The organism is Rheinheimera lutimaris (assembly GCF_013283795.1).
Taxonomy (GTDB): domain Bacteria; phylum Pseudomonadota; class Gammaproteobacteria; order Enterobacterales; family Alteromonadaceae; genus Alishewanella; species Alishewanella lutimaris.
On the sequence record NZ_JABSOD010000004.1, the window covers coordinates 239,462 to 260,265 of the forward strand.

The 20,804-nt window shown below is 51.0% G+C and carries 14 protein-coding genes, 1 tRNA gene and 1 pseudogene; 10 read left to right on the forward strand and 6 right to left on the reverse strand.

What is annotated here, in order from left to right; genetic code table 11:
• Positions 1–57 precede the first annotated feature (57 nt).
• Positions 58–134 (forward strand) — tRNA-Val (locus tag HRH59_RS05690).
• Positions 135–188: 54 nt separating this feature from the next.
• Here HRH59_RS05690 and HRH59_RS05695 read toward each other — a convergent pair.
• The 4 genes and pseudogenes from HRH59_RS05695 to narL all read right to left on the reverse strand — a co-directional run.
• Positions 189–371: pseudogene (locus HRH59_RS05695) on the reverse strand (YfhL family 4Fe-4S dicluster ferredoxin); the annotation flags it as partial.
• Position 372: 1 nt separating this feature from the next.
• Positions 373–1,704 carry a prephenate-dependent tRNA uridine(34) hydroxylase TrhP gene (gene trhP / locus HRH59_RS05700; RefSeq protein WP_173500304.1) on the reverse strand — a complete coding sequence of 444 codons (1,332 nt, stop codon included), beginning with the start codon at positions 1,702–1,704 and terminating at the stop codon, positions 373–375.
• A 158-nt stretch (positions 1,705–1,862) separates the two neighbouring features.
• Positions 1,863–3,110, reverse strand: coding sequence for a molybdopterin molybdotransferase MoeA (gene moeA / locus HRH59_RS05705; protein WP_173500305.1), 1,248 nt, complete (start codon positions 3,108–3,110; stop codon positions 1,863–1,865).
• The gene (gene narL / locus HRH59_RS05710; protein ID WP_173500306.1) at positions 3,110–3,763 is read right to left on the reverse strand and encodes a two-component system response regulator NarL; all 654 of its coding nucleotides are present in this window, start codon (positions 3,761–3,763) and stop codon (positions 3,110–3,112) included. Before narL ends, moeA begins: the two co-directional genes overlap by 1 nt.
• Before the next feature lie 320 nt (positions 3,764–4,083).
• Between narL and HRH59_RS05715 the strand changes: the two genes are divergently transcribed.
• A complete protein-coding gene (locus tag HRH59_RS05715; RefSeq protein ID WP_173500307.1) occupies positions 4,084–5,700 on the forward strand; it encodes an MFS transporter in 1,617 nt (538 codons plus the stop codon).
• Positions 5,701–6,122: 422 nt separating this feature from the next.
• Here the strand turns inward: HRH59_RS05715 and HRH59_RS05725 are convergent, their stop codons facing one another.
• On the reverse strand, positions 6,123–7,907 hold the full coding sequence (locus HRH59_RS05725; protein WP_173500309.1) for an ATP-binding protein: 1,785 nt from the start codon (positions 7,905–7,907) through the stop codon (positions 6,123–6,125).
• 334 nt (positions 7,908–8,241) lie between these two features.
• Here HRH59_RS05725 and HRH59_RS05730 point away from each other — a divergent pair, with 334 nt between their 5' ends.
• The 8 genes from HRH59_RS05730 (at position 8,242) to nrdD (ending at position 20,123) form a co-directional block, all read left to right on the forward strand.
• Positions 8,242–11,958: a nitrate reductase subunit alpha gene (locus HRH59_RS05730; RefSeq protein WP_173500310.1), complete on the forward strand. Its 3,717-nt coding sequence runs from the start codon at positions 8,242–8,244 to the stop codon at positions 11,956–11,958.
• Positions 11,959–11,974: 16 nt separating this feature from the next.
• Positions 11,975–13,510, forward strand: coding sequence for a nitrate reductase subunit beta (narH, locus tag HRH59_RS05735; protein WP_173500311.1), 1,536 nt, complete (start codon positions 11,975–11,977; stop codon positions 13,508–13,510).
• A gap of 5 nt (positions 13,511–13,515) precedes the next feature.
• Positions 13,516–14,286: a nitrate reductase molybdenum cofactor assembly chaperone gene (narJ, locus tag HRH59_RS05740; RefSeq protein ID WP_231702405.1), complete on the forward strand. Its 771-nt coding sequence runs from the start codon at positions 13,516–13,518 to the stop codon at positions 14,284–14,286.
• A 12-nt stretch (positions 14,287–14,298) separates the two neighbouring features.
• Complete coding sequence (narI, locus tag HRH59_RS05745; protein ID WP_173500312.1) at positions 14,299–14,988, forward strand: respiratory nitrate reductase subunit gamma; 690 nt, start codon at positions 14,299–14,301, stop codon at positions 14,986–14,988.
• Between the two features lie 323 nt (positions 14,989–15,311).
• Positions 15,312–16,079, forward strand: coding sequence for a peptidylprolyl isomerase (locus HRH59_RS05750; RefSeq protein WP_173500313.1), 768 nt, complete (start codon positions 15,312–15,314; stop codon positions 16,077–16,079).
• A gap of 255 nt (positions 16,080–16,334) precedes the next feature.
• Positions 16,335–17,543: a hypothetical protein gene (locus HRH59_RS05755; RefSeq protein WP_173500314.1), complete on the forward strand. Its 1,209-nt coding sequence runs from the start codon at positions 16,335–16,337 to the stop codon at positions 17,541–17,543.
• A 306-nt stretch (positions 17,544–17,849) separates the two neighbouring features.
• Complete coding sequence (nrdG, locus tag HRH59_RS05760; protein WP_178089478.1) at positions 17,850–18,302, forward strand: anaerobic ribonucleoside-triphosphate reductase activating protein; 453 nt, start codon at positions 17,850–17,852, stop codon at positions 18,300–18,302.
• Positions 18,303–18,320: 18 nt separating this feature from the next.
• On the forward strand, positions 18,321–20,123 hold the full coding sequence (gene nrdD, locus HRH59_RS05765) for an anaerobic ribonucleoside-triphosphate reductase (protein ID WP_173500315.1): 1,803 nt from the start codon (positions 18,321–18,323) through the stop codon (positions 20,121–20,123).
• Between the two features lie 79 nt (positions 20,124–20,202).
• Here nrdD and HRH59_RS05770 read toward each other — a convergent pair whose 3' ends face one another.
• Entirely contained in the window at positions 20,203–20,583 is a 381-nt protein-coding gene (locus HRH59_RS05770; protein WP_173500316.1) for a SirB2 family protein, read from the reverse strand.
• Positions 20,584–20,804: the final 221 nt, after the last annotated feature.

Here is a 20,804-nt window from a genome sequence, read left to right on the forward strand (position 1 = left end):
GCAATAACATAGCCGCCGTTGTCTGCCGCGTACAGTTGTCGCATGCAACCAAAGTGTGCGTCCTTAGCTCAGCTGGTTAGAGCACTACCTTGACATGGTAGGGGTCGGTGGTTCGAGTCCACTAGGACGCACCAAAAATTTCAATAAAAACGCCACCTTACGGGTGGCGTTTTTGTTTTAGCTCAAACCAAAGTAATACAATCTAATGGGCATACCGCAATGCAGGTAGGTTTATCGTAGTAGCCAATGCATTCAGTACACAGTAGCGGATCAACTTCATAGTGCCTGGTGCCCATGCTAATAGCCTCGTTCGGACACTCTGGCACACACATATCGCAATTAATGCAGCTGACTTCAATAACCGCAGGCATGTTATTGCCCCGCCGCAGCCGCAGCATTAATGGCTAAATCAGCGCCAGCCGGCACGGTTGTCGGCAGCTGTTTAAGCAACATGGCAAAGCGCACATCAGTTTGCTGTGGTAACTTTACTTTAAGCTGATAACACGCGCCCGGTGCCAGCAAAATAGCGTTGTCCTGCTTATCGCGCAGCGCCTGCAAAGTAAAACACTGGTTGCCAGCTGGCGACATTAATATCAGGCTATCGCCAACGCTAAACTGGTTTTTTACCTCCAGTAGCGCGAAACCTTCGCTGTCTTGCTCAGCAATAAACTCGCCGACTAACAGCTGCTCGCCAACACTGTGGCTGGTGTCGTAGTTTTGTGTGTCCTGCGGTTTATGCCGGCGTAAAAAGCCTTCGGTAAAGCCGCGGTTGGCCATGCCGTCGAGCTCGCCGGGTAAATTGTGATTAAAGGCCTTACCGGCCACGGCATCGTCGATAGCCTGGCGATACACCTGAGCGGTGCGCGCAACATAATACGGCGATTTGGTGCGGCCTTCGATTTTCAGCGAATGCACGCCCATCGCCGTTAGTGCCGGCACATGCTCGATAGCGCGTAAGTCTTTTGAATTAAGGATATAAGTGCCGTGCAAGTCTTCATCTATTGCCATCAGCTCACCGGGGCGGCCCTGCTCTTCTAACAACGCCGGCGTGCTTATCGGGGTAAACTGGCCGACGTCGTCCTCGCGCGCGGCATGCACCTGATACGGCCAGCGGCAGCTGTTGGTGCAGGCGCCCTGATTCGGATCGCGCTTATTAATATAGCCCGACAGCAAACAGCGGCCGGAGTACGCCATACACAACGCTCCATGCACAAAAACCTCCAGTTGCATATCAGGCACTTCGCGGCGGATTTCGGCGATTTCATCAACCGCCAGCTCGCGCGATAAAATAACCCGCTCTACCCCCTGCGCCTGCCAAAACTTTACTGCCGCCCAGTTCACAGTATTGGCCTGCACAGATAAGTGCAGCGGCATCTGTGGAAAATGCTGTTTAAGCAAATACACCACACCGGGATCGGACACGATTAGCGCGTCGGGCTTAAGCGCCACCACCGGTGCCATATCGGCAATAAAGCTTTTTAGCTTGCTGTTATGCGGCGCAATATTAACTACCACATACAGCTTTTTACCCAGCGCATGGGCTTCGTTAATGCCGGTTTCAAGCGCGGCCAAATCAAACTCGTTATTGCGCACGCGCAAACTGTAACGCGGCTGACCGGCGTACACGGCATCGGCACCATAGGCAAACGCCAGGCGCAGTGCTTTTAAACTGCCGGCTGGGGAGAGTAATTCAGGTTTAAACATAACAGGGCCTCTGGCACGACATCACAACTATACAAAGGCGGCTAGTCTAACGCCGGCAGGAAAACCGGCTTTGATCTGCCGCAAACCGCCGGTGGTTAACAGTTGGCCTGCGCCGGCTTATACCGGCGCAAAGGTGGTAGATAAAACAAGGTAGCGCGTTAACGCAGCAAATTAGAAAACGGCAGTATCGATACTGTTTCACCAGCCGGCAGGCTGGCGCTGTCACGCGCCAACACGATATAACAGTTGGCGTTGGCAATGGAGCTGAGCATACCCGAGCTCTGGCTACCTAAGGTTTTCACTTTTAAACCATGCTCACCCTGCCAGTACCAGCCCCGTTGGAAATCCATCCGGCTGGGTTGTTTTTTCAACGGCACTTCGCATTCGGCACTTAACAGCTTAACTTCGCCAACCACATTTTCGCCGCTAAGTTTGCGCAGCACCGGCTGCACCAGTTGCTCCAGCGTTACTACCGCAGCCACCGGGTTACCCGGTAAGCCAAAAAACCAACAGTTATTAAGCTTACCAAAGGCAAAGGGTTTGCCGGGCTTTATCGCCACCTGCCAGAAGTTAATCTGGCCAAGTTTATGTAAAATTTGCCGGGTGTAATCGGCATCGCCCACTGAGACACCGGCACTGGTAATAAGCACATCGGCCTGTGTCATCGCTTGCAAAAACGCCTGTTCTATCGCCAGAGGATCGTCCGGCAGTAAGCCCAGATCAATCACCTCTGCGCCCAGCCGCGAAAGCATAGCTGCCATTACATAGCGGTTGCTGTCGTAAATATGCCCATCCGGCAGTGGCTGGCCGGGTGGAATTAACTCATCACCACTGGAGAATATCGCCACTTTAAGCTGGCGCAGCACTTTAACGTTGGCAATACCAATGGATGCCAGTAAACCGATATCGGCTGGCCGCAGTTTATGCCCGGCGGCAAACACTTCAGCACCGTTAGCGATATCTTCACCGGCGCGGCGCACATGCTCGCCACTGACGGGCACCAGCTGACATAAGATCTGCTGCTGTAAATCGCTTTGCGTAAGCGTAACCTGCTCCTGCATCACAACGGTATCTAAGCCTGATGGCATTACAGCGCCGGTGGTAATACGTACACAGCAGCATGGCGGCACCCTGTCAGTAAATGCATGGCCGGCCAGCGCCAGACCCGCTACCGTCAGTGGCTGGCCGGGTTTAACATCGCCGGCCCGCAGCGCATAGCCATCCATCGCCGCGTTGTCGTAGCCCGGCACATTAAGGTTAGACAGCACAGGCTGCGCCAGTACTCTGTCCAGAGCGTCGCTTAGCGGCACACTAACACTTTGCGTCAGTGGCGCGACCTCGCCCAGCATCTGCAATATAGCCTGCTCAGCGCTTAGCATCTGTTTCGGCACGCGGGCGTCTGGCATCAGGCTTTTGCTCCTTGTTGATTCACCATCCATACCGCAGCTTCAACGCGTGAACGCAAACCCAGTTTTTTCAGCAGGTGCTTCACATGCACTTTTACCGTACCGTCAGAGATATTCAGCTCGCGGGCAATCAGTTTGTTACTTAAACCCTTAGCAATAAAACTTAAAATTTCGTGTTCACGGTTAGTCAGGCTGTTAAGCTCAGCAGAAGTTTTCACTGCAGGGCGACGCAGTGCTGTGGCCAGTACCTGAGTAATGGCCTCACTGAGCACCATTTTACCGCTCAATGCCCGCTTTATCTGCTCAAGTAACACTTCCGGATCGGCATCTTTTAGCAGGTAACCATCAGCACCATTGCTGATCGCATTAACTACGTCTTCATCCGCATCCGATACCGTCAGCATTACGATGCGTGAGGTAACGCCTTCATCACGTAAACACTTTAACGTGGCAATGCCGTCCATGCCCTGCATATTTAAATCCAGAATTATCAAATCCGGGTCCAACTCTACTGCCAGCGGTATTGCCTCCGTGCCACTACCTGCTTCAGCAATCACTTCCAGCTCATCTTCCAGCGCCAGTAATTGCCTTAAGCCTTTACGCAGTAACGGATGATCGTCCACCAGCATAATGCTGGATTTTTGCTCTGACATGTCTTGCTCCAAATCTAACGTATTTCTGTATGAGTATTAGCTTATAACAAGGCGGAGCTAACTTTGATATAAATCAGTTAAATGGCAGTTAAGCCTATCGTGCCCTGCCGCTAACAACGGCCAGCCACAACCGAAACAATACAGCTAATAAATTGATTTAATTCAACATTAAAAAATCACAACTTAGAGCCTACCACTTAATAGGTACTCCTAACTATCCCCCAGCCGCCAGCGGCTAACTCCGAAGATACATTGTGACAACGCCATACGCCCTGCATAGTTTGCACAGTTTGAATTGCAGTTCCTAACAGGAGTGAACTATGTCAGATCTTAAACAATGGCAACCGGAAGACGACAACTTCTGGCACAGCACAGGCAAAGCCATTGCCAACCGTAACCTGTGGATCTCGATCCCCGCCTTGCTGTGCGGCTTTGGCGTCTGGATGCTATGGAGCATTGTCACCGTGCAAATGCTTAACGTCGGCTATCCGTTTAGCACCGCTGAGCTATTTACTCTTACCGCCATTGCCGGCTTAACCGGCGCTACACTGCGGATCCCGTCAAGCTTTTTTGTCCGCTTGTGTGGCGGCCGCTACACGCTGTTTTTAACCACCAGCTTGCTGCTGATACCTGCTGTCGGTACCGGCCTTGCGCTGCAAAGTATCGACACGCCATTATGGGTGTTTCAGTTGATGGCGCTGTTATCGGGTATTGGTGGCGGCAATTTTGCATCGTCAATGTCCAACATCAGTTTTTTCTTCCCGAAAAAACAACAGGGTTTAGCGCTGGGGCTAAATGCTGGCCTGGGTAATTTTGGTGTCACAACAGTGCAAATTCTGGTGCCTATTTTTATGTCATATGGTGTTTTTACCCTGCTGGGCGGTGGCGAGCCGATGATACTGGCCAAAGCCAGCGGCACTGTTACCGGCACTATACCTGCCGGCACCGAAACCTGGATCCAGAATGCCGGTTTTGCCTGGTTAATTACCTTGGTGCCGCTGGCATTTCTACTCTGGTTTGGCACCAACAATATCCACACTGAAGAAGTAACCCCCAAGCTGCCATCTGCCATAAAGTCTTTCAGCATTATTCTGGCCATGCTCGGCATAGGTTTTGTGACCTCTATTGCTGGTTTATGGCTGATTTTACCCGAGTCAGCTAACGGCTCCGGCTTTGGAATTCCAAAAGAAATTGTGCTGATAGCTGTGCTGTTTGCCACGGTGTTTTTATTAAAATTGCTGCCAGGAGCCATTCGCACCAGCCTTGACAGGCAGTACAAGATTTTTAATAACAAACACACTTGGGTAATGAGCGTGCTGTACGTGATGACCTTTGGTTCTTTTATCGGCTTCTCGGCAGCCTTTCCGCTGTCTATTCAGGTGATCTTTGGCTACAGCCATATTATGGTTGATGGCGTTATGACGCACAGCACGCCTAACCCAAACGGCCCCAGTGCCTTAACCTATGCTTGGATAGCGCCTTTTGTCGGCGCACTTATCCGCCCGGTTGGTGGCTGGATAGCCGACAAACTCGGCGGCGCCTTTGTTACTCAACTCTGCTCAGTGGTGATGATTATTTGTGCCTTAGGGGCGGCTTACTATATGCAACTGGCGTATCAAAGTGCCACGCCAGAGCAATATTTTGTGCCGTTCTTCCTGATATTTTTAGGCCTATTTGCCGCCAGCGGCATTGGTAATGGCTCAACCTTCCGCACCATCGCCGTGGTATTCCCAAAAGAGCAAGCCGGACCGGTACTGGGCTGGACATCTGCGGTAGCCGCCTATGGCGCCTTTTATATTCCACAGGTGTTGGGTGAGCAAATAAAAGCAGCTACACCGGAGTATGCCATGGTGGGTTTTGCCATTTTCTATGGCTTATGTCTGCTGATTAACTGGTTCTTTTATCTTAGAAAAAACGGCGAATTTTATAATCCTTAATCCGAAACAAAACAAAGGCGCAGTAACTGCGCCTTTGTTGTTCATTTCTGCACTAAATTAGTTACGTTCTTACATCTTTGCTCCAGCTCAGTTAAACATATTTGTAATCGTTTAATATTCTGTGCAAGCTGCTGCTGTATAAAGAGCTGCTTTGCTTCGGCAGACGTTAATAGCTTTAAACGTTGCTCAGTAACAAACTGGTACTGCAACAGAGAGCGGCGGTTAGCATCATTGCTCTGCCGCTCAATAAGCTGCTGCCGCAACAGCTCCGCTTTTTCAGGGTACTGCTTACACAGCTGTATCAATTGATTAAAATCGGTAAAATTATACTCTTGTAACTCAAACATCACAGTTTCCCCCAAGCTGTTAATAGCCCTAGCTTGTGGCAACAACACTGTTGAAGCTATACCCATTAAGTAATATCAGGCCCGCTGCTTGTGCTGCAGATATTCAGGAGCAAAGTTAAAATACACTCCGGTACCGCCCTGGCTACGCCGCCTTATTTCTATTGTTCCGCCCAGATGTTTACTGCGCTCCTGCATAATCGCCAGGCCGTAATGGTTCAGTTTCTCGGCTGACTGCGGGATGCCGACACCGTTATCTTCCACCGCCAGACTAATACCATCTTTACTGTGTTGCAGGCTGACTTTAAGCTCACTGCCCTGGCTGTGGTGCACTGCATTCTGGCTGGCTTCGCGAATAATCTGCAGCAGGTGAATTTCCTCATGCGGCGCCAAAGGCACATTGGTTAACTGGTAATCCAGCAGGATCTGCAAGTCAGACTGCCCGCTCAGTTGCTTTACCGTAGTTTGCAGCGCGCTTAACAAACCGGCGCCATCGACTTTTAAGCGGAAGGTGGTTAGCAGTTCACGCAGCTGCCGGTAAGCCGCGTCCAGGCCTTGTTTTAACTCGGCTGACACATCGGCAATAGTGGCTTTGTCATCTTTTTGCGTGGCTTTGTTTAGCCGGGTGACCTGAATTTTTAAATACGACAACGCCTGAGCTAAGGAGTCATGCAGCTCGCGGGCAATTACTGTGCGCTCCTGCATTAGCGCCAGCCGTCGCACCTGCTGCTCTTCTGATTTTAAGCTCAGCGCCAGTGCCAGCTGATCGGCCACCGATGCCATTAACTGCTGCTGCCAGCGCGCCAATTGTTGGCCTTCGGGTACCCGGGCTACCAGTACACCGTACTTCTTCCGTTCACGCTGCAGTAAATAATTATATTGGTGTGTGCTGCAGCCAATGTTCTCGCTTTGGCTGATGCAATCTCCACAATTTTGCTCAGCACAAGGGTCGGCGCCGCTATCACCCGGAACCAGTTGCATATAGGGTCTATCACCTTCTTCAGTGAACAGGCAAAGCTCTATATCATCCAGTTTTACTGCTGGCTTTAGTTCAGTGATGATCTGGTTAAAATCGACATATTCCGGCACATGCTCACTAATGCGCTGCGCCGTGTTGTACAAAAAGCGTAAGGTGGTATTGCTATGTTTTAGTGCCTCGGTTTGCTGCTCTACCCGCTGCTCTAAATTGCCATACATATAGGAAATGGAATCATTCATTTTATTAAAGCTGTGTGCCAGGGTACCCAGCTCATCGTTATTCTCGACGCTTAAGCGATGGGTAAAATCGCCCATCGCGACCCGTTTAGCGCCCTGAGTCAACGCTTCCAGCGGTTGCTGTACCATTACCTTTAACCAGTAAATCACTATTGCCGACAGCAGCACGGTAGCCAGCAGCGCAGCCAGTTGTAGGGTGCGAAAACTACGTACCTTTTGCTCTGCATCCTGCTGAATATAAGACACCAGTTGCTCCAGCAATTGGATTTGCTCTGCCAATGCCTGTTCTAACTGCTGTGGCTGTTGCGGCAACTGTGTTAGCTGTGGCTCAATTTGCTGCCAATGCCGTCTGGCGGCATCGAACTGCGACACTATAGTGTCGTTATGCATAAAACGGGTAAATACCGGATGCTGCCAGCTTTGGTTAAACTGCGCTTTAGCCGCTCGCAACTTTTGCTCGTCCTGCTGCTGCGTTAACCAAGCCATGCGATAGCTTTGCATCCGTAGCGAGCCGGCCACATTTACCGCATGAGCATCGTTATCGGTTTTATCCGACAGCCAATACGACGCCAGCATGGTGCCAATGGCCAGCGTAACAATACAGGCAAGCGCGATATTAATTCGGGTAACAATAGAAAACTGTCGCATAACCACTCCGCTGATTTACTGCTTAAGCATACCTGCTTATCTGTTGTCACGCCGCTTTATTATAAAAACCGCCGGCACAATTGAGCTACCCCCTTTTTCCCGCCAGGGTAGCTGGCGCGCACCACTTTATACCGCAAGAGGTAAACACCCGCCTATTGTCGGCGATTGCGGCGCTACCCACACTACCACTTTGTGGGTATTTTCGTTTTTTATCAGCTATTTAGCGCTCTGGTTAGCGTGATCTAAATCAAGCATCATCCGCCTGTTGTTTCTATAGTGTGCATACCAGAAAAGCAATATGTCTGTTCATGCAGGACAAGACCAGGAGTAAACCATGAGTCACCTACTCGACAAACTGCGGTTTTTTAAAACCCGCAAAGCCCCGTTCGCCGACGGCCACGGTGTTACCACTAATGAGGACAGAGCCTGGGAACAGGGTTACCGCCAGCGCTGGCAGCACGATAAAATTGTGCGATCTACCCATGGTGTTAACTGTACCGGCTCGTGCAGCTGGAAGATTTATGTTAAAGACGGTCTGGTGACCTGGGAAACCCAGCAAACCGACTACCCGCGTACCCGTCCGGATTTACCCAACCACGAGCCGCGCGGCTGCCCGCGTGGTGCCAGCTATTCTTGGTATATCTACAGTGCTAACCGCTTAAAGTACCCCAAAGTACGCCAGCAGCTGATGAAACTGTGGCGCGAAGCCAAGGCTGTGCACAAGGATCCGGTTAAAGCCTGGGAATCTATTGTCAGCGACCCGGAAAAAGCCAAAAGCTATAAAGAGCGCCGCGGTTTAGGCGGTTTTGTCCGCGCCAGCTGGGATGAAGTTAACGAACTGATTGCCGCTTCAAATGTGTACACCACTAAAACTTATGGCCCGGATCGGGTTACCGGCTTCTCGCCTATTCCGGCAATGTCGATGGTATCTTACGCCGCCGGTGCCCGTTATTTATCGTTAATTGGTGGTAACTGTTTAAGCTTCTACGACTGGTACTGCGACTTACCACCGGCTTCACCGCAGGTGTGGGGTGAGCAAACCGACGTGCCGGAGTCGGCCGACTGGTATAACTCAAATTACATTATTGTTTGGGGCTCTAACGTGCCGCAAACCCGCACGCCCGACGCGCACTTTTTAACCGAAGTACGCTATAAAGGCACGAAAACCTGCGTTATTACCTCAGATTACTCAGAAGCGTCTAAATTTGGTGACACCTGGTTAGCACCGCGCCAGGGTACCGATGCCGCATTGGCGATGGCCTTTGGCCATGTCATTTTAAAAGAATTCCACGTTGATAACCCAAGTGCGTATTTTACCGACTATGTAAAACGCACCACCGATATGCCAATGCTGGTGATGCTGGAGCAAGGTGACAAGCATCTGACGCAGGGCCGGTTTTTACGCGCTGCCGATTTAGTGAATAACCTGGGTGAAGACAACAATCCTGACTGGAAAACCATTGCCATTAACAGTGATGGCCGCTTAACCAGCCCCAATGGTGCCATTGGTTATCGCTGGGGCCAGGCCGGTAAATGGAACCTGGAGCAAAAAGATAAAGACGGCGAAATCGACTTACAGTTATCGCTAAAAGACAACCGCGATGAACTGGTTGAGGTGGCCTTCCCATACTTTGGCGGAGCGCCGCACGAGTATAAATACTTCCAGCACACCGCGCATGACGATGTGCAAATCCGTAAGATCCCGGCCAAACGCGTCGAACTAGCCGATGGCAGCACGGCGTTAGTCGCTACCGTGTTTGACTTAATGCTGGCGCACTATGGCGTAGATAACGGTATCGGTGATGACAGCCGGGCTAAATCCTACTTAGACAACGTGCCTTATACCCCGGGTTGGCAGCAGCCGATTACCGGTGTTAACCCGGAAGATGTGATTCGGGTAGCGCGTGAATTTGCCCGTAACGCCGATAAAACCCGCGGCCGTTCTATGGTAATTGTCGGTGCCGCATTAAACCACTGGTACCACATGGACATGAACTACCGCGGTTTAATTAACATGCTAATGATGTGCGGCTGTATCGGCCAAAGTGGCGGCGGTTGGGCGCATTATGTTGGCCAGGAAAAACTGCGGCCACAAACCGGCTGGACCCCGCTGGCGTTTGCACTGGACTGGCAGCGGCCACCGCGTCATATGAACGGTACTTCGTTCTTCTACAACCACTCCAGCCAGTGGCGCTATGAAAAGCTGGATATGACCGAAGTGGTATCTCCGCTGGCGAACAAAGAAAAGTGGAGCGGCAGTATCGTCGATTTTAACGCCCGCGCCGAACGGATGGGTTGGTTGCCATCAGCACCACAACTGGGCGTGAACCCGCTGGGGCTGGCCGCTAAAGCCAAAGCCGCCGGGGTTGAGCTAAAAGACTATGTGCTGCAGCAGCTAACAGATCGCAACATTAAGTTTGCCTGCGAGCAGCCCGACAGCCCGCAAAACTTCCCACGCAATATGTTTATCTGGCGCTCTAACCTGCTGGGCTCCAGCGGTAAAGGCCACGAATATATGCTGAAGCACTTTTTGGGCACCAAACATGGTTTGCTCGGTAAAGACTTAGGCGAATTCGGCGGTAAAAAGCCACAGGATATTGAATGGACTGACAAAGGCGCCGAAGGCAAGGTCGACTTATGGGTGACGCTGGATTTCCGTATGTCGACCACCTGCCTGTACTCCGACATCGTGCTGCCTACCGCTACCTGGTATGAAAAAGACGATATGAATACCTCGGACATGCATCCGTTTATTCACCCGTTAACCGCCGCTATTGACCCGGTATGGGAAGCGCGCAGCGACTGGGAAATATTCAAAGGCATTGCCAAGGCGTTTTCCAAAGCCGCCGTTGGCCACTTAGGCGTAGAAACTGACGTGGTTACCACGCCGATGCACCATGACACCCCGGCCGAACTGGCCCAGCCTTATGGTGTTAAAGCCTGGTGGAAAGGCGAATGTGATGCGATACCGGGTATCACCATGCCGCACATTAATATTGTCGAGCGTGATTACCCTAATACTTATGCCCGCTTTACCTCGATTGGCCCACTACTAGAGAAAATCGGCAACGGCGGCAAAGGTATCGGCTGGGACACTAAAGAGGAAGTCAGCTTCCTGAAAAAACTTAACCGGGTGCATACCGACGAAGGCATTAACAAAGGCATGGCGAAGATTGACAGCGCCATCGACGCCTGCGAGATGATTTTATCCTTAGCGCCGGAAACCAACGGCCATGTGGCAGTGAAAGCCTGGCAGGCGCTGGGTAAAATTACCGGTCGCGACCATACCCATTTAGCCCTGCCAAAGGCGGATGAGAAAATCCGCTTTAACGATATCGTCGCCCAGCCGCGCAAGATCATCAGCTCGCCGACCTGGTCAGGTCTTGAGGATGAGCATGTGTCGTACAACGCCGGCTACACCAACGTACACGAGCTGATCCCATGGCGCACCATTACCGGCCGTCAGCAGTTTTATCAGGATCACGAGTGGATGCGCGATTTTGGCGAGCAGCTGTGTAGCTACAAGCCGCCAATTAACTTAAAAACCGTGCAGCCGGTGCTGAACAAAAAGCCAAACGGCAATAAAGAGGTGGTACTGAACTGGATCACGCCGCACCAGAAATGGGGTATCCATAGTACGTATTCTGACAACCTGTTAATGCTGACGCTGTCGCGTGGCGGCCCTATCGTCTGGTTAAGTGAAACCGACGCTGCTGCGGCCGGCATTGAAGATAACGACTGGATTGAAATCTTTAACGTTAACGGCGCCATTGCCGCCCGTGCTGTGGTGTCACAACGGGTGCCGGAAGGCATGAGCATGATGTACCACGCTCAGGAGCGCATTGTAAACGTACCGGGCAGCGAGCTTACCGGCACCCGCGGTGGTATTCATAACTCGGTCACCCGGGCGGTAATGAAACCCACCCATATGATCGGTGGCTATGCCCAGCAATCCTACGGCTTTAACTACTACGGCACCGTTGGCTGTAACCGCGATGAATTTGTCGTGGTGCGCAAAATGCAGAACGTTGACTGGTTAGACACTAAATAAGGTTGGAGTAAGTAACATGAAAGTCAGAGCCCAAATAGGCATGGTGCTGAATTTAGACAAGTGCATAGGTTGCCACACTTGCTCCATCACTTGTAAAAATGTCTGGACCTCGCGTGAAGGCGTCGAGTACGCCTGGTTTAACAACGTTGAAACCAAACCCGGTATTGGTTTTCCGAAAGAGTGGGAAAACCAGCAAAAATGGAACGGCGGCTGGGTACGCAATAAAAGCGGCAAGCTGGAGCTGAAAATCGGCGGTAAACGCCGCATTCTGGCGAATATTTTCGCCAACCCGGACTTACCGGAAATTGACGACTACTACGAGCCGTTCGATTTTGATTACCAGCATTTACACAATGTTGGTGATACCAAGCACCAGCCGGTAGCACGGCCGCGCTCGTTGATCAGCGGCCAACGCATGGAAAAAATTGAATGGGGCCCAAACTGGGAAGAAATTCTCGGTACCGAGTTTGCTAAGCGCAAAATCGACCAGAATTTCAATGAAGTAGTGCAAAAGGACATCTACGGTCAGTTTGAAAAGACTTTTATGATGTACCTGCCACGTTTATGTGAGCACTGCTTAAACCCGGCCTGTGTCGCGGCCTGCCCTTCCGGCGCCATTTATAAGCGCGAAGAAGACGGCATCGTGCTGATTGATCAGGATAAATGCCGTGGCTGGCGCATGTGTGTCTCGGCCTGTCCGTACAAAAAAATCTATTACAACTGGAAAACCGGTAAATCCGAAAAATGTACCTTCTGCTTCCCGCGCATTGAAGCCGGCCAGCCGACAGTCTGCTCGGAAACCTGTGTTGGCCGCATCCGCTACTTAGGCGTGCTGCTGTATGACGCCGATAAAATTGAAGTGGCGGCTAATACGCCAAACGAGAAAGACTTATATCAGGCGCAGCTGGATATCTTCCTCGATCCCAACGATCCGGTCGTGATTGCCGCAGCCCGCGCCGAAGGCATCAGCGATAACTGGATTAAAGCGGCCCAGCGCTCACCGGTGTATATGATGGCGATGGAGTGGAAAGTAGCACTGCCACTGCACCCGGAATATCGCACCTTACCAATGGTGTGGTATGTACCGCCACTGTCACCTATTCAAAGTGCGGTGCAGGCCGGCCATGTTGGCATGAACGGTGAAATTCCGGATCTGAAATCGCTGCGTATTCCGCTGCGTTACCTGGCTAATATGCTGACCGCAGGCGATGAAGCGCCGGTAGTACGGGCACTGGAGCGGATGATAGCGATGCGCGCCTTTAAACGCGCACAACAGGTAGACGGTATTGAAGATGCTGAGGTGTTAAAGCAAGTGGGCTTAACGCCGGTGCAGGTAGAAGAAATGTACCGCTATATGGCGCTGGCAAACTATGAAGACAGGTTTGTTATACCCACCAGTCACCGCGCCTACGCCGAAAACGCCTACGACTTAAAATCAAGCTGTGGTTTTAGTTTTGGTAATGGCTGTGGCGATGGCAATAACGGCGTCAACCTGTTTGGCACTAAAGCCAAAGGTGTGCGTCAGGTTATCCCGGTTGAGATTAAGGACTAAATACGATGTCAACAACAAGCATGCCGATACTACAACTGTTGTCCTTACTGCTGGACTACCCGAAGCAGCCGTTAGTTGATGCCAAAGCTGAATTGCTGGCGATAGTGGCCGATGCCGCTATCGCGGCAGAGCTTAAGCAGCAGTTAAATGCTTTTATTACAGCGCGCTGCAGTGGTGAGCTAATGGACTGGCAATCAGAATACGATGGCCTGTTCGAGCGCGGTCGCTCACTGTCCTTGCTGATATTTGAGCATATTCATGGCGAGTCGCGCGATCGCGGCCAGGCCATGGTTAACCTGATGGCGCAATACCGCGAAGCCGGGCTGGATATCGGCGTAAAAGAGCTACCGGACTACCTGCCGCTTTACCTGGAGTTTTTATCCACCCAAGGCGAGCAAAACGCGCAAATTGGCCTGGAAGAAATAGCACCGGTGCTGGCGGTATTGTTGTGCCGCCTGCAGCAGCGCGAGTCAGACTACGCCGGCATTTTCGCTACTTTGGTGGCGCTATCTGCGGCAGAGGTCGATTTAGCCGATATTAAAGCGCAAATTGCCGGCGAGCAGCGCGACGACACACCCAAAGCGCTGGATAAAGTCTGGGAAGAGGAAATGGTTAGCTTTATCGGTAACGAGCAAGCTAATTCAGCCTGCGGCAGTGGCAATAAACCAACAGATGGCCAGCGCCGCGATCAGTTTATTCCGCTTAGCACAGAGCTGCTGGGCAGCGAAGAAGCCGGGCAACAACTTTATAAAGCAGCCGCAGCAAAGCGCGCGTAAAGGAGCATTAACATGGCACACTTAAATCTGTTTGCCTTTGGCATTTACCCCTACATTGCCATCGCCATTATGGTGATTGGCAGTTGGATCCGCTACGACAGAGAGCAATACAGCTGGAAAACCAGCTCCAGCCAGCTACTGGAAAGCAAACAGCTGCGTAAAGGCAGTATTGCTTTTCACATTGGCGTACTGGGTATCTTTTTAGGCCATTTCTTTGGTTTACTGATGCCAAAAGAAATTTGGTACCTGTTTGGTATTACCACCCAGATGAAGCAACTTATCGCCATTGGCGCCGGTGGCTTGTTTGGCTTGATCTGCTTTTACGGCCTAACCGTGCTGATTAAACGCCGTTTATTTAACCCGCGCATTCGCGCTACCAGTAACCCAATGGACATTGCCATTTTGTTTTTACTCTATGCGCAGTTAATTCTGGGGTTGCTGAGCATCACGGTATCGATGGGCCATTTAGACGGTGCTGAGATGCTAAAACTGATGGCCTGGGCGCAAAACACCGTCACCTTTAACAGCGTGGCAGCAGCAGAAGCCATTAGCGGCGTGCACTGGATTTTTAAAATGCACGTGTTTTTAGGCATGACGTTGTTTGTGGTGTTTCCGTTTAGCCGCTTAGTGCACATGCTAAGCGTGCCGGTGCAGTACATCAGCCGTCAACACCAGATAGTACGCCAGCGTTTTGTGCGCTAGACGACGTGAACAACGGACGGTTTAAGGCCCTGACGGTTGCAACACTCGCTGTGCTCGCCACAGCAACTCGCTGCGCTCAGACACTCTGTGGCTGCGCTATCGAGGTTCCAACCCGGGCCAGAATGGATCGATTGACCAGCCAGCCGTCAAACTTTCGGGCTCCGGGAGGCTTTAAGCCGGTGTTGCACACAAAGACGCCGTAAATCCCTCCCTGGAGGCTCCTCTTTGGCATCCATGCCAAAGACGCTTTGTTTAGCAACAACGGCTCGCCTCCTTCAGCAAACTGGAGGCAAGCTAACAAGCACCGATTACAGAGGTTTAATATGATACAAGTCAACCAAGCCAGTATCAGCGAAGCGGCAATAATGGCCGAAATGCAGTACCACCCGGCCAGCGATAAACGCGCGGCTATGCTAAAGGCGGCCGAATCACTGATTATTGGTGAGCTGCTGCGCCAGCGCGCCAAAGCACTGGGACTTAGCGTAAAAAGTGAAGCCAACACCGCCAGTGATGACAACTTTCTTGATGCACTGATAAACACCGAAGTAGCCATTCCGCAGGCAAGCCAGACAGAATGCGAGCAATACTACCGGCTAAACCCGCAGCGGTTTCAAAGCTCGCCACTTTTAGAGCTAAGCCATATTTTGCTGGCAGCGGCACCAGAAGATGACAAAGCCCGGGTAGAGGCCAAAACCCTGGCCGAGCAGTTAATTAGCCAGCTACAACAAGGTGAGCCTCTGGCCGCACTGGCAAAACACTACTCTGCCTGCCCGTCAAAACAAACCGGTGGCAGCTTAGGCCAAATCAGCCGCGGCCAAACTGTGCCTGAGTTTGAACGGCAAATATTCAGTGCCGAGCCTGGCATAATGCCACAGCCGGTAGAAAGCCGTTATGGTTATCATATCGTGCACATTGCCCGCAAAGTGCCCGGCCAGTTGCTGCCATTTAGTGCAGTAGAGCAAAAAATTGCTGAATATTTAAATGAAAAAGTCCGCCGCAAAGCGGTGGCCCAGTATATCCACACATTGATTGTCGATGCCGAGATAGACGGTTTTGACTTTAACCTGTCAACTTCGCCGTTAATGCAGTAGGGGCGTATTATTTCGCCCCCATCATCATTGCGCCCTGTTATATTTTGGCACTGCTTTATCCTAAGGCTATCCATGTAAATTATGGGGCGTACATATACGCCCCTACCTTATTTCTTGTTTTGTACATTTATGCCCGAGCATACTAAACCAGAATATAAGCTCTAATACCCTCATGTAGGTAACCCCTTAACCTAATTATAAAAAAACCAGTTTCAGACTAGGATCTACGCATCAACCGCAGTCTGGAGCTTTACCATGAAACCCGCTGTTTCTGCTTTACCTTTTGCCTTAAGCCTGGCGTTATCTGCGCTGGCACTACCAACAACCGTTAACGCCAGTGATACCTTGCGCACGGCTTTGGAACAAAGCAAGGTGTCGGCGAATTTTCGCTACCGCTTAGAATACGTTGAGCAAGACAATGCGCTGGACGATGCCATCGCCTCTACGCTGCGTAGCCGCTTAACGGTGAATACCGGCACAGTATCGGGCTTTAGTGCCTTAGTGCAGCTGGATAACGTTAGCCTGCTGGGTAACGATAATTACAACAGCACAGTAAATGGTAAAACCGCTTACAGTGTGGTGGCCGACCCTAAGGGCACCGATATTAACCAGGCGCTGCTGCGTTATAGCAACGACAGTGGCATCACGTTAAGCGCCGGCCGCCAGTTGGTTAATCAGCTAAACCAGCGCTTTTTAGGCGGTGTCGGCTGGCGCCAGAATGAACAAACGCTGGATGGCTACCGGCTGCAGCAGAAATTTTCTGACCATCTTAGTGTTGATTTGGGCCACTACTACAACGTAAACCGCGTATTTGGCCCTAAGGGCGCTGCGGCTGATCACGGCGGCAGCTTTAATACTGCCCTGCTGCAATGGCAGCTGGCACCGGCACATCGGCTGGCCGGTTTTGCTTATGATTTTGACTTTGATAACCGGGCGGTGCGCAGTAGCCGTACTTTTGGCATCGACTACCAGGGTAAGCTGAGCGCCGGCCCGAAGCTGAGCTGGCAGTTAGCACTGGCGAAGCAGGATGATGCGCATAATGCAGCGCTCAGTTTCAGCCATCACTATCACCGTTTAAGCTTAAGCTGGGCACTGGATAACCTCATGCTTGAAGCTGGTCAGGAGCGTTTAGCCGGTGACGGCCAAAGCGCCTTTCAAACGCCACTGGCGACTCTGCATGCCTTTTCCGGCTTTGCCGATATGTTTCTTAATACGCCCAATAACGGCCTGCGCGATAACTGGTTAGAAGCGAAAACCAAACTAAAAGATGTCGCAGTCACACTGGCTTATCACCGCTTTGATAGCGACGCTGGCAGCCAAACATACGGTGATGAGTGGAATGCCAGCGCCGGCTATAACCTAAACAAACAGCTATCAGCCCTATTAAAATTGGCGCACTACCAGGCTGATACGCTGGCAATTGACACCACTAAGGTCTGGCTGATGCTTAGCTACCAGTTGTAATAAACCCATTTTCTCTCTCATAGCTCCACCCTGGCCAATGTTGTTATTGGCTTCTCTGCACCGCCCCTGGTTTTCAGTGGGCGGTTTTTTTATTTTCGCCTTTCGTGTCTATGTCAGCTTAATGCGCTAAAGCAGCTTTACCTCCGATGGGGTAACAAGCTCAGGTTTTATGCCCTCTGGCGCGGCGACAGCCGTTTCAGCACCAGCAAAACTTGATCCAGATCAAACTTCAGCCCAGGCTTAACGCTAAGCTAAACCACAACATATTGTGCCAATAACAAAAAATAGGACTATATATAGATAGCTATGCTGCAATTTACCGATGAACAAATAGTGTTCCAAGAAGTGCCGGGCGAGGTGTCACTGGCCTTTACCGTCGCAGGTTGCCCGCTGGGCTGTAAAGGCTGCCATAGTAGCTATAGCTGGCGCAGCGATCAGGGCACGGCGCTAACGCCGCTTTACTTGCAGCATCGCTTAGACAGCTATAAAGGCTTAATCAGCTGTGTGTTGTTTTTAGGCGGTGAATGGCAGCCTGATGCACTGATAGCGCTGCTGGAGCTAAGCCGCAGTGCCAACCTTAATACCTGTTTATATACCGGCTTAGACGATGTCAGCCCGGCACTGAAACAACGACTAACTTACCTGAAAACCGGCCGTTGGCACTCAGAACGTGGCGGCCTGGACAGCCTGCACACTAACCAGATCTTTACCGATTTACGCACAGGCCAACGCCTGAACCATTTATTTATCCGTCAATAACCTGCTAAGGGATATGCCATGCAAGCGCTCAACTTTTCGCAACTACAACAAAAACTCAGCTTTATCGACAACTACCTGCATGCCAACAATGCCGCCGATGGCTCAAAGCTTGATGCCAACGCCAACGTGACGCAAAAAAACATCGCTACGTTGGAAGCCGAGCTGATGAAAGATCAGTTTATTCAGGTAAACCGCGCTTTAATCAGCAATAAAATCAGCGAGCTATTTGGTGCCGAATTGGCGGCGGAATACCTGCGGCAAATAACTGAGCATGAAATATATGTGCATGACGAGACCAGCTTAAAGCCTTACTGTGTATCGGTAACCATGTATCCGTTTTTACGTGATGGCTTAACCAAACTGGGTGGCGAGTCGCAAGCGCCGAAACATTTAGAGTCGTTTTGCGGCTGCTTCGTTAACTTCGTGTTTGCGGTGTCCAGCCAGTTTGCCGGCGCCGTGGCCACAGTGGAGTTTTTAACGTACTTTGATTACTTTGCCCGTAAAGACTATGGCGATAACTACCTGCAAACGCATCGCAAGCAAATAGAAAACCACCTGCAACATGTGGTGTATGCGTTAAACCAACCGGCCGCAGCGCGGGGCTACCAAAGCGTATTCTGGAATATCTCAGTATACGACCAGCACTACTTCGACAGCATGTTTGGCAACTTCGTGTTTCCGGATTTTGTTAAGCCAGAGTGGTCATCTGTTGCTGCCTTACAGCAGTTTTTCTTAAGCTGGTTTAATAAAGAGCGGGAAAAAACCGTACTGACTTTTCCGGTAGTCACCGTGGCGATGCTTACCGATAATGGAAAATGTAAAGACAATGCTTTTGCCAACGACATCGCCCGCGAGATGGCCGAGGGTAACTCGTTCTTTATTTACCAGTCGGAGAATGCCGACTCGTTAGCCAGCTGCTGCCGGCTACGCAGTGAAATCAGCGACAATACCTTTTCTTACTCACTGGGTGCAGGCGGCGTCGCCACCGGCTCTATTAATGTGATTACCATTAATATCAACCGCCTGGTGCAGGATGGTCGCGATCTGGCAACTGAAATAGACAAGATCCATAAATATCAGGTCGCCTATCGTAAGTTAATGGAACAATATAAAGCCGCCGGCCTGCTCACCGTATACGACGCCGGCTTTATCAGCCTGGATAAACAGTTTTTAACCATTGGCATTAACGGCATGGTCGAAGCTGCCGAATCACAAGGCTTAACTGCCGGCAATAACCCGGCCTATATCCACTTTGTGCAACAACAGCTACAAGTAATTTTTGACGCTAACAAAGCCGCTAAAGCCGAATACGGCTACATGTTTAACACCGAGTTTGTGCCGGCGGAAAACCTCGGCGTGAAAAACGCCAAATGGGACCGCGAAGATGGCTACTTTGTACCGCGCGATTGCTACAACTCGTATTTTTATGTGGTTGAGGATGAACACAGCAATACACTGGACAAATTTCAGCTACATGGTCGGCAGCTGCTGGATTACCTTGATGGTGGCTCGGCGCTGCATTTAAATCTGGAGGAAAAACTCGACCAGCCCGGTTACGTTAACCTGCTGAATATCGCCGCCCAAACCGGCTGTAACTACTTTTGCGTCAACGTGAAAATTACCATCTGCAACAGCTGCGAGGCTATCGACAAACGCACACTGTGCGCCTGCCCGACATGCGGCAGCTTTGACATAGACTACGGCACGCGGGTAATTGGCTACTTAAAACGGGTATCCGCCTTTAGCAGTGGCCGCCGCCTGGAGCATAGCCTGCGGCATTATCAGCGCGAGCAAACCGCGCAGCAACATCGCAGCGCTTAAAGCGGATTACATCCGCAGCGCAAAAACCGGGGCGCCTCTAACTATGAGAATGGGCGCCCCTACAAAACCGATGCAGACATCAAACAAACAACAGCGGCTTAAACCGTGCCAGGTAAAAAATACCGGCCAATTGTGCCAGCGCCAATGCGGCGCACAATGTGCGCATAGGCGCGGACAAGCGCTGTTTTAACGCGCCAATACCAAAGGCGATATAACCCAGCAACAGTAAAATTTTAAACCCCAGCCACTGGTGCACAAAGGGCTGCCAGGGGCCGATAGCCAGCAGCGTAAAGGCCAGCGTTAGCAGTAAGGTGTCATTAATATGCGGCAAATACCGCACCGGGCTTAAGCGCCAACCCGGTTTACCCGCCATATCCAATAATAAGCGGGCAATAAACAAACCGGCACTTAAATAAGCACAAAACATATGTAATTGTTTTACTGGTAAATAATATTCCATTGGCCTCACCTCTGGCGTGTTTATGCGCGTCACCTTAAAGCAACTTGGCCGCTGTGCCTATATCGCTAAATAGGTAGAAAGCACCAATGCCTACACCCTGCTGGGTATTTTTTACCCCGTGGGTCAATAACACCCGACCCTCTTTAGGTTAAAAGCACCCTACCGCTGACAGAAACAGAATTTAATCAATCAAAAACAACAACTTAAAATATGGCTTGGTT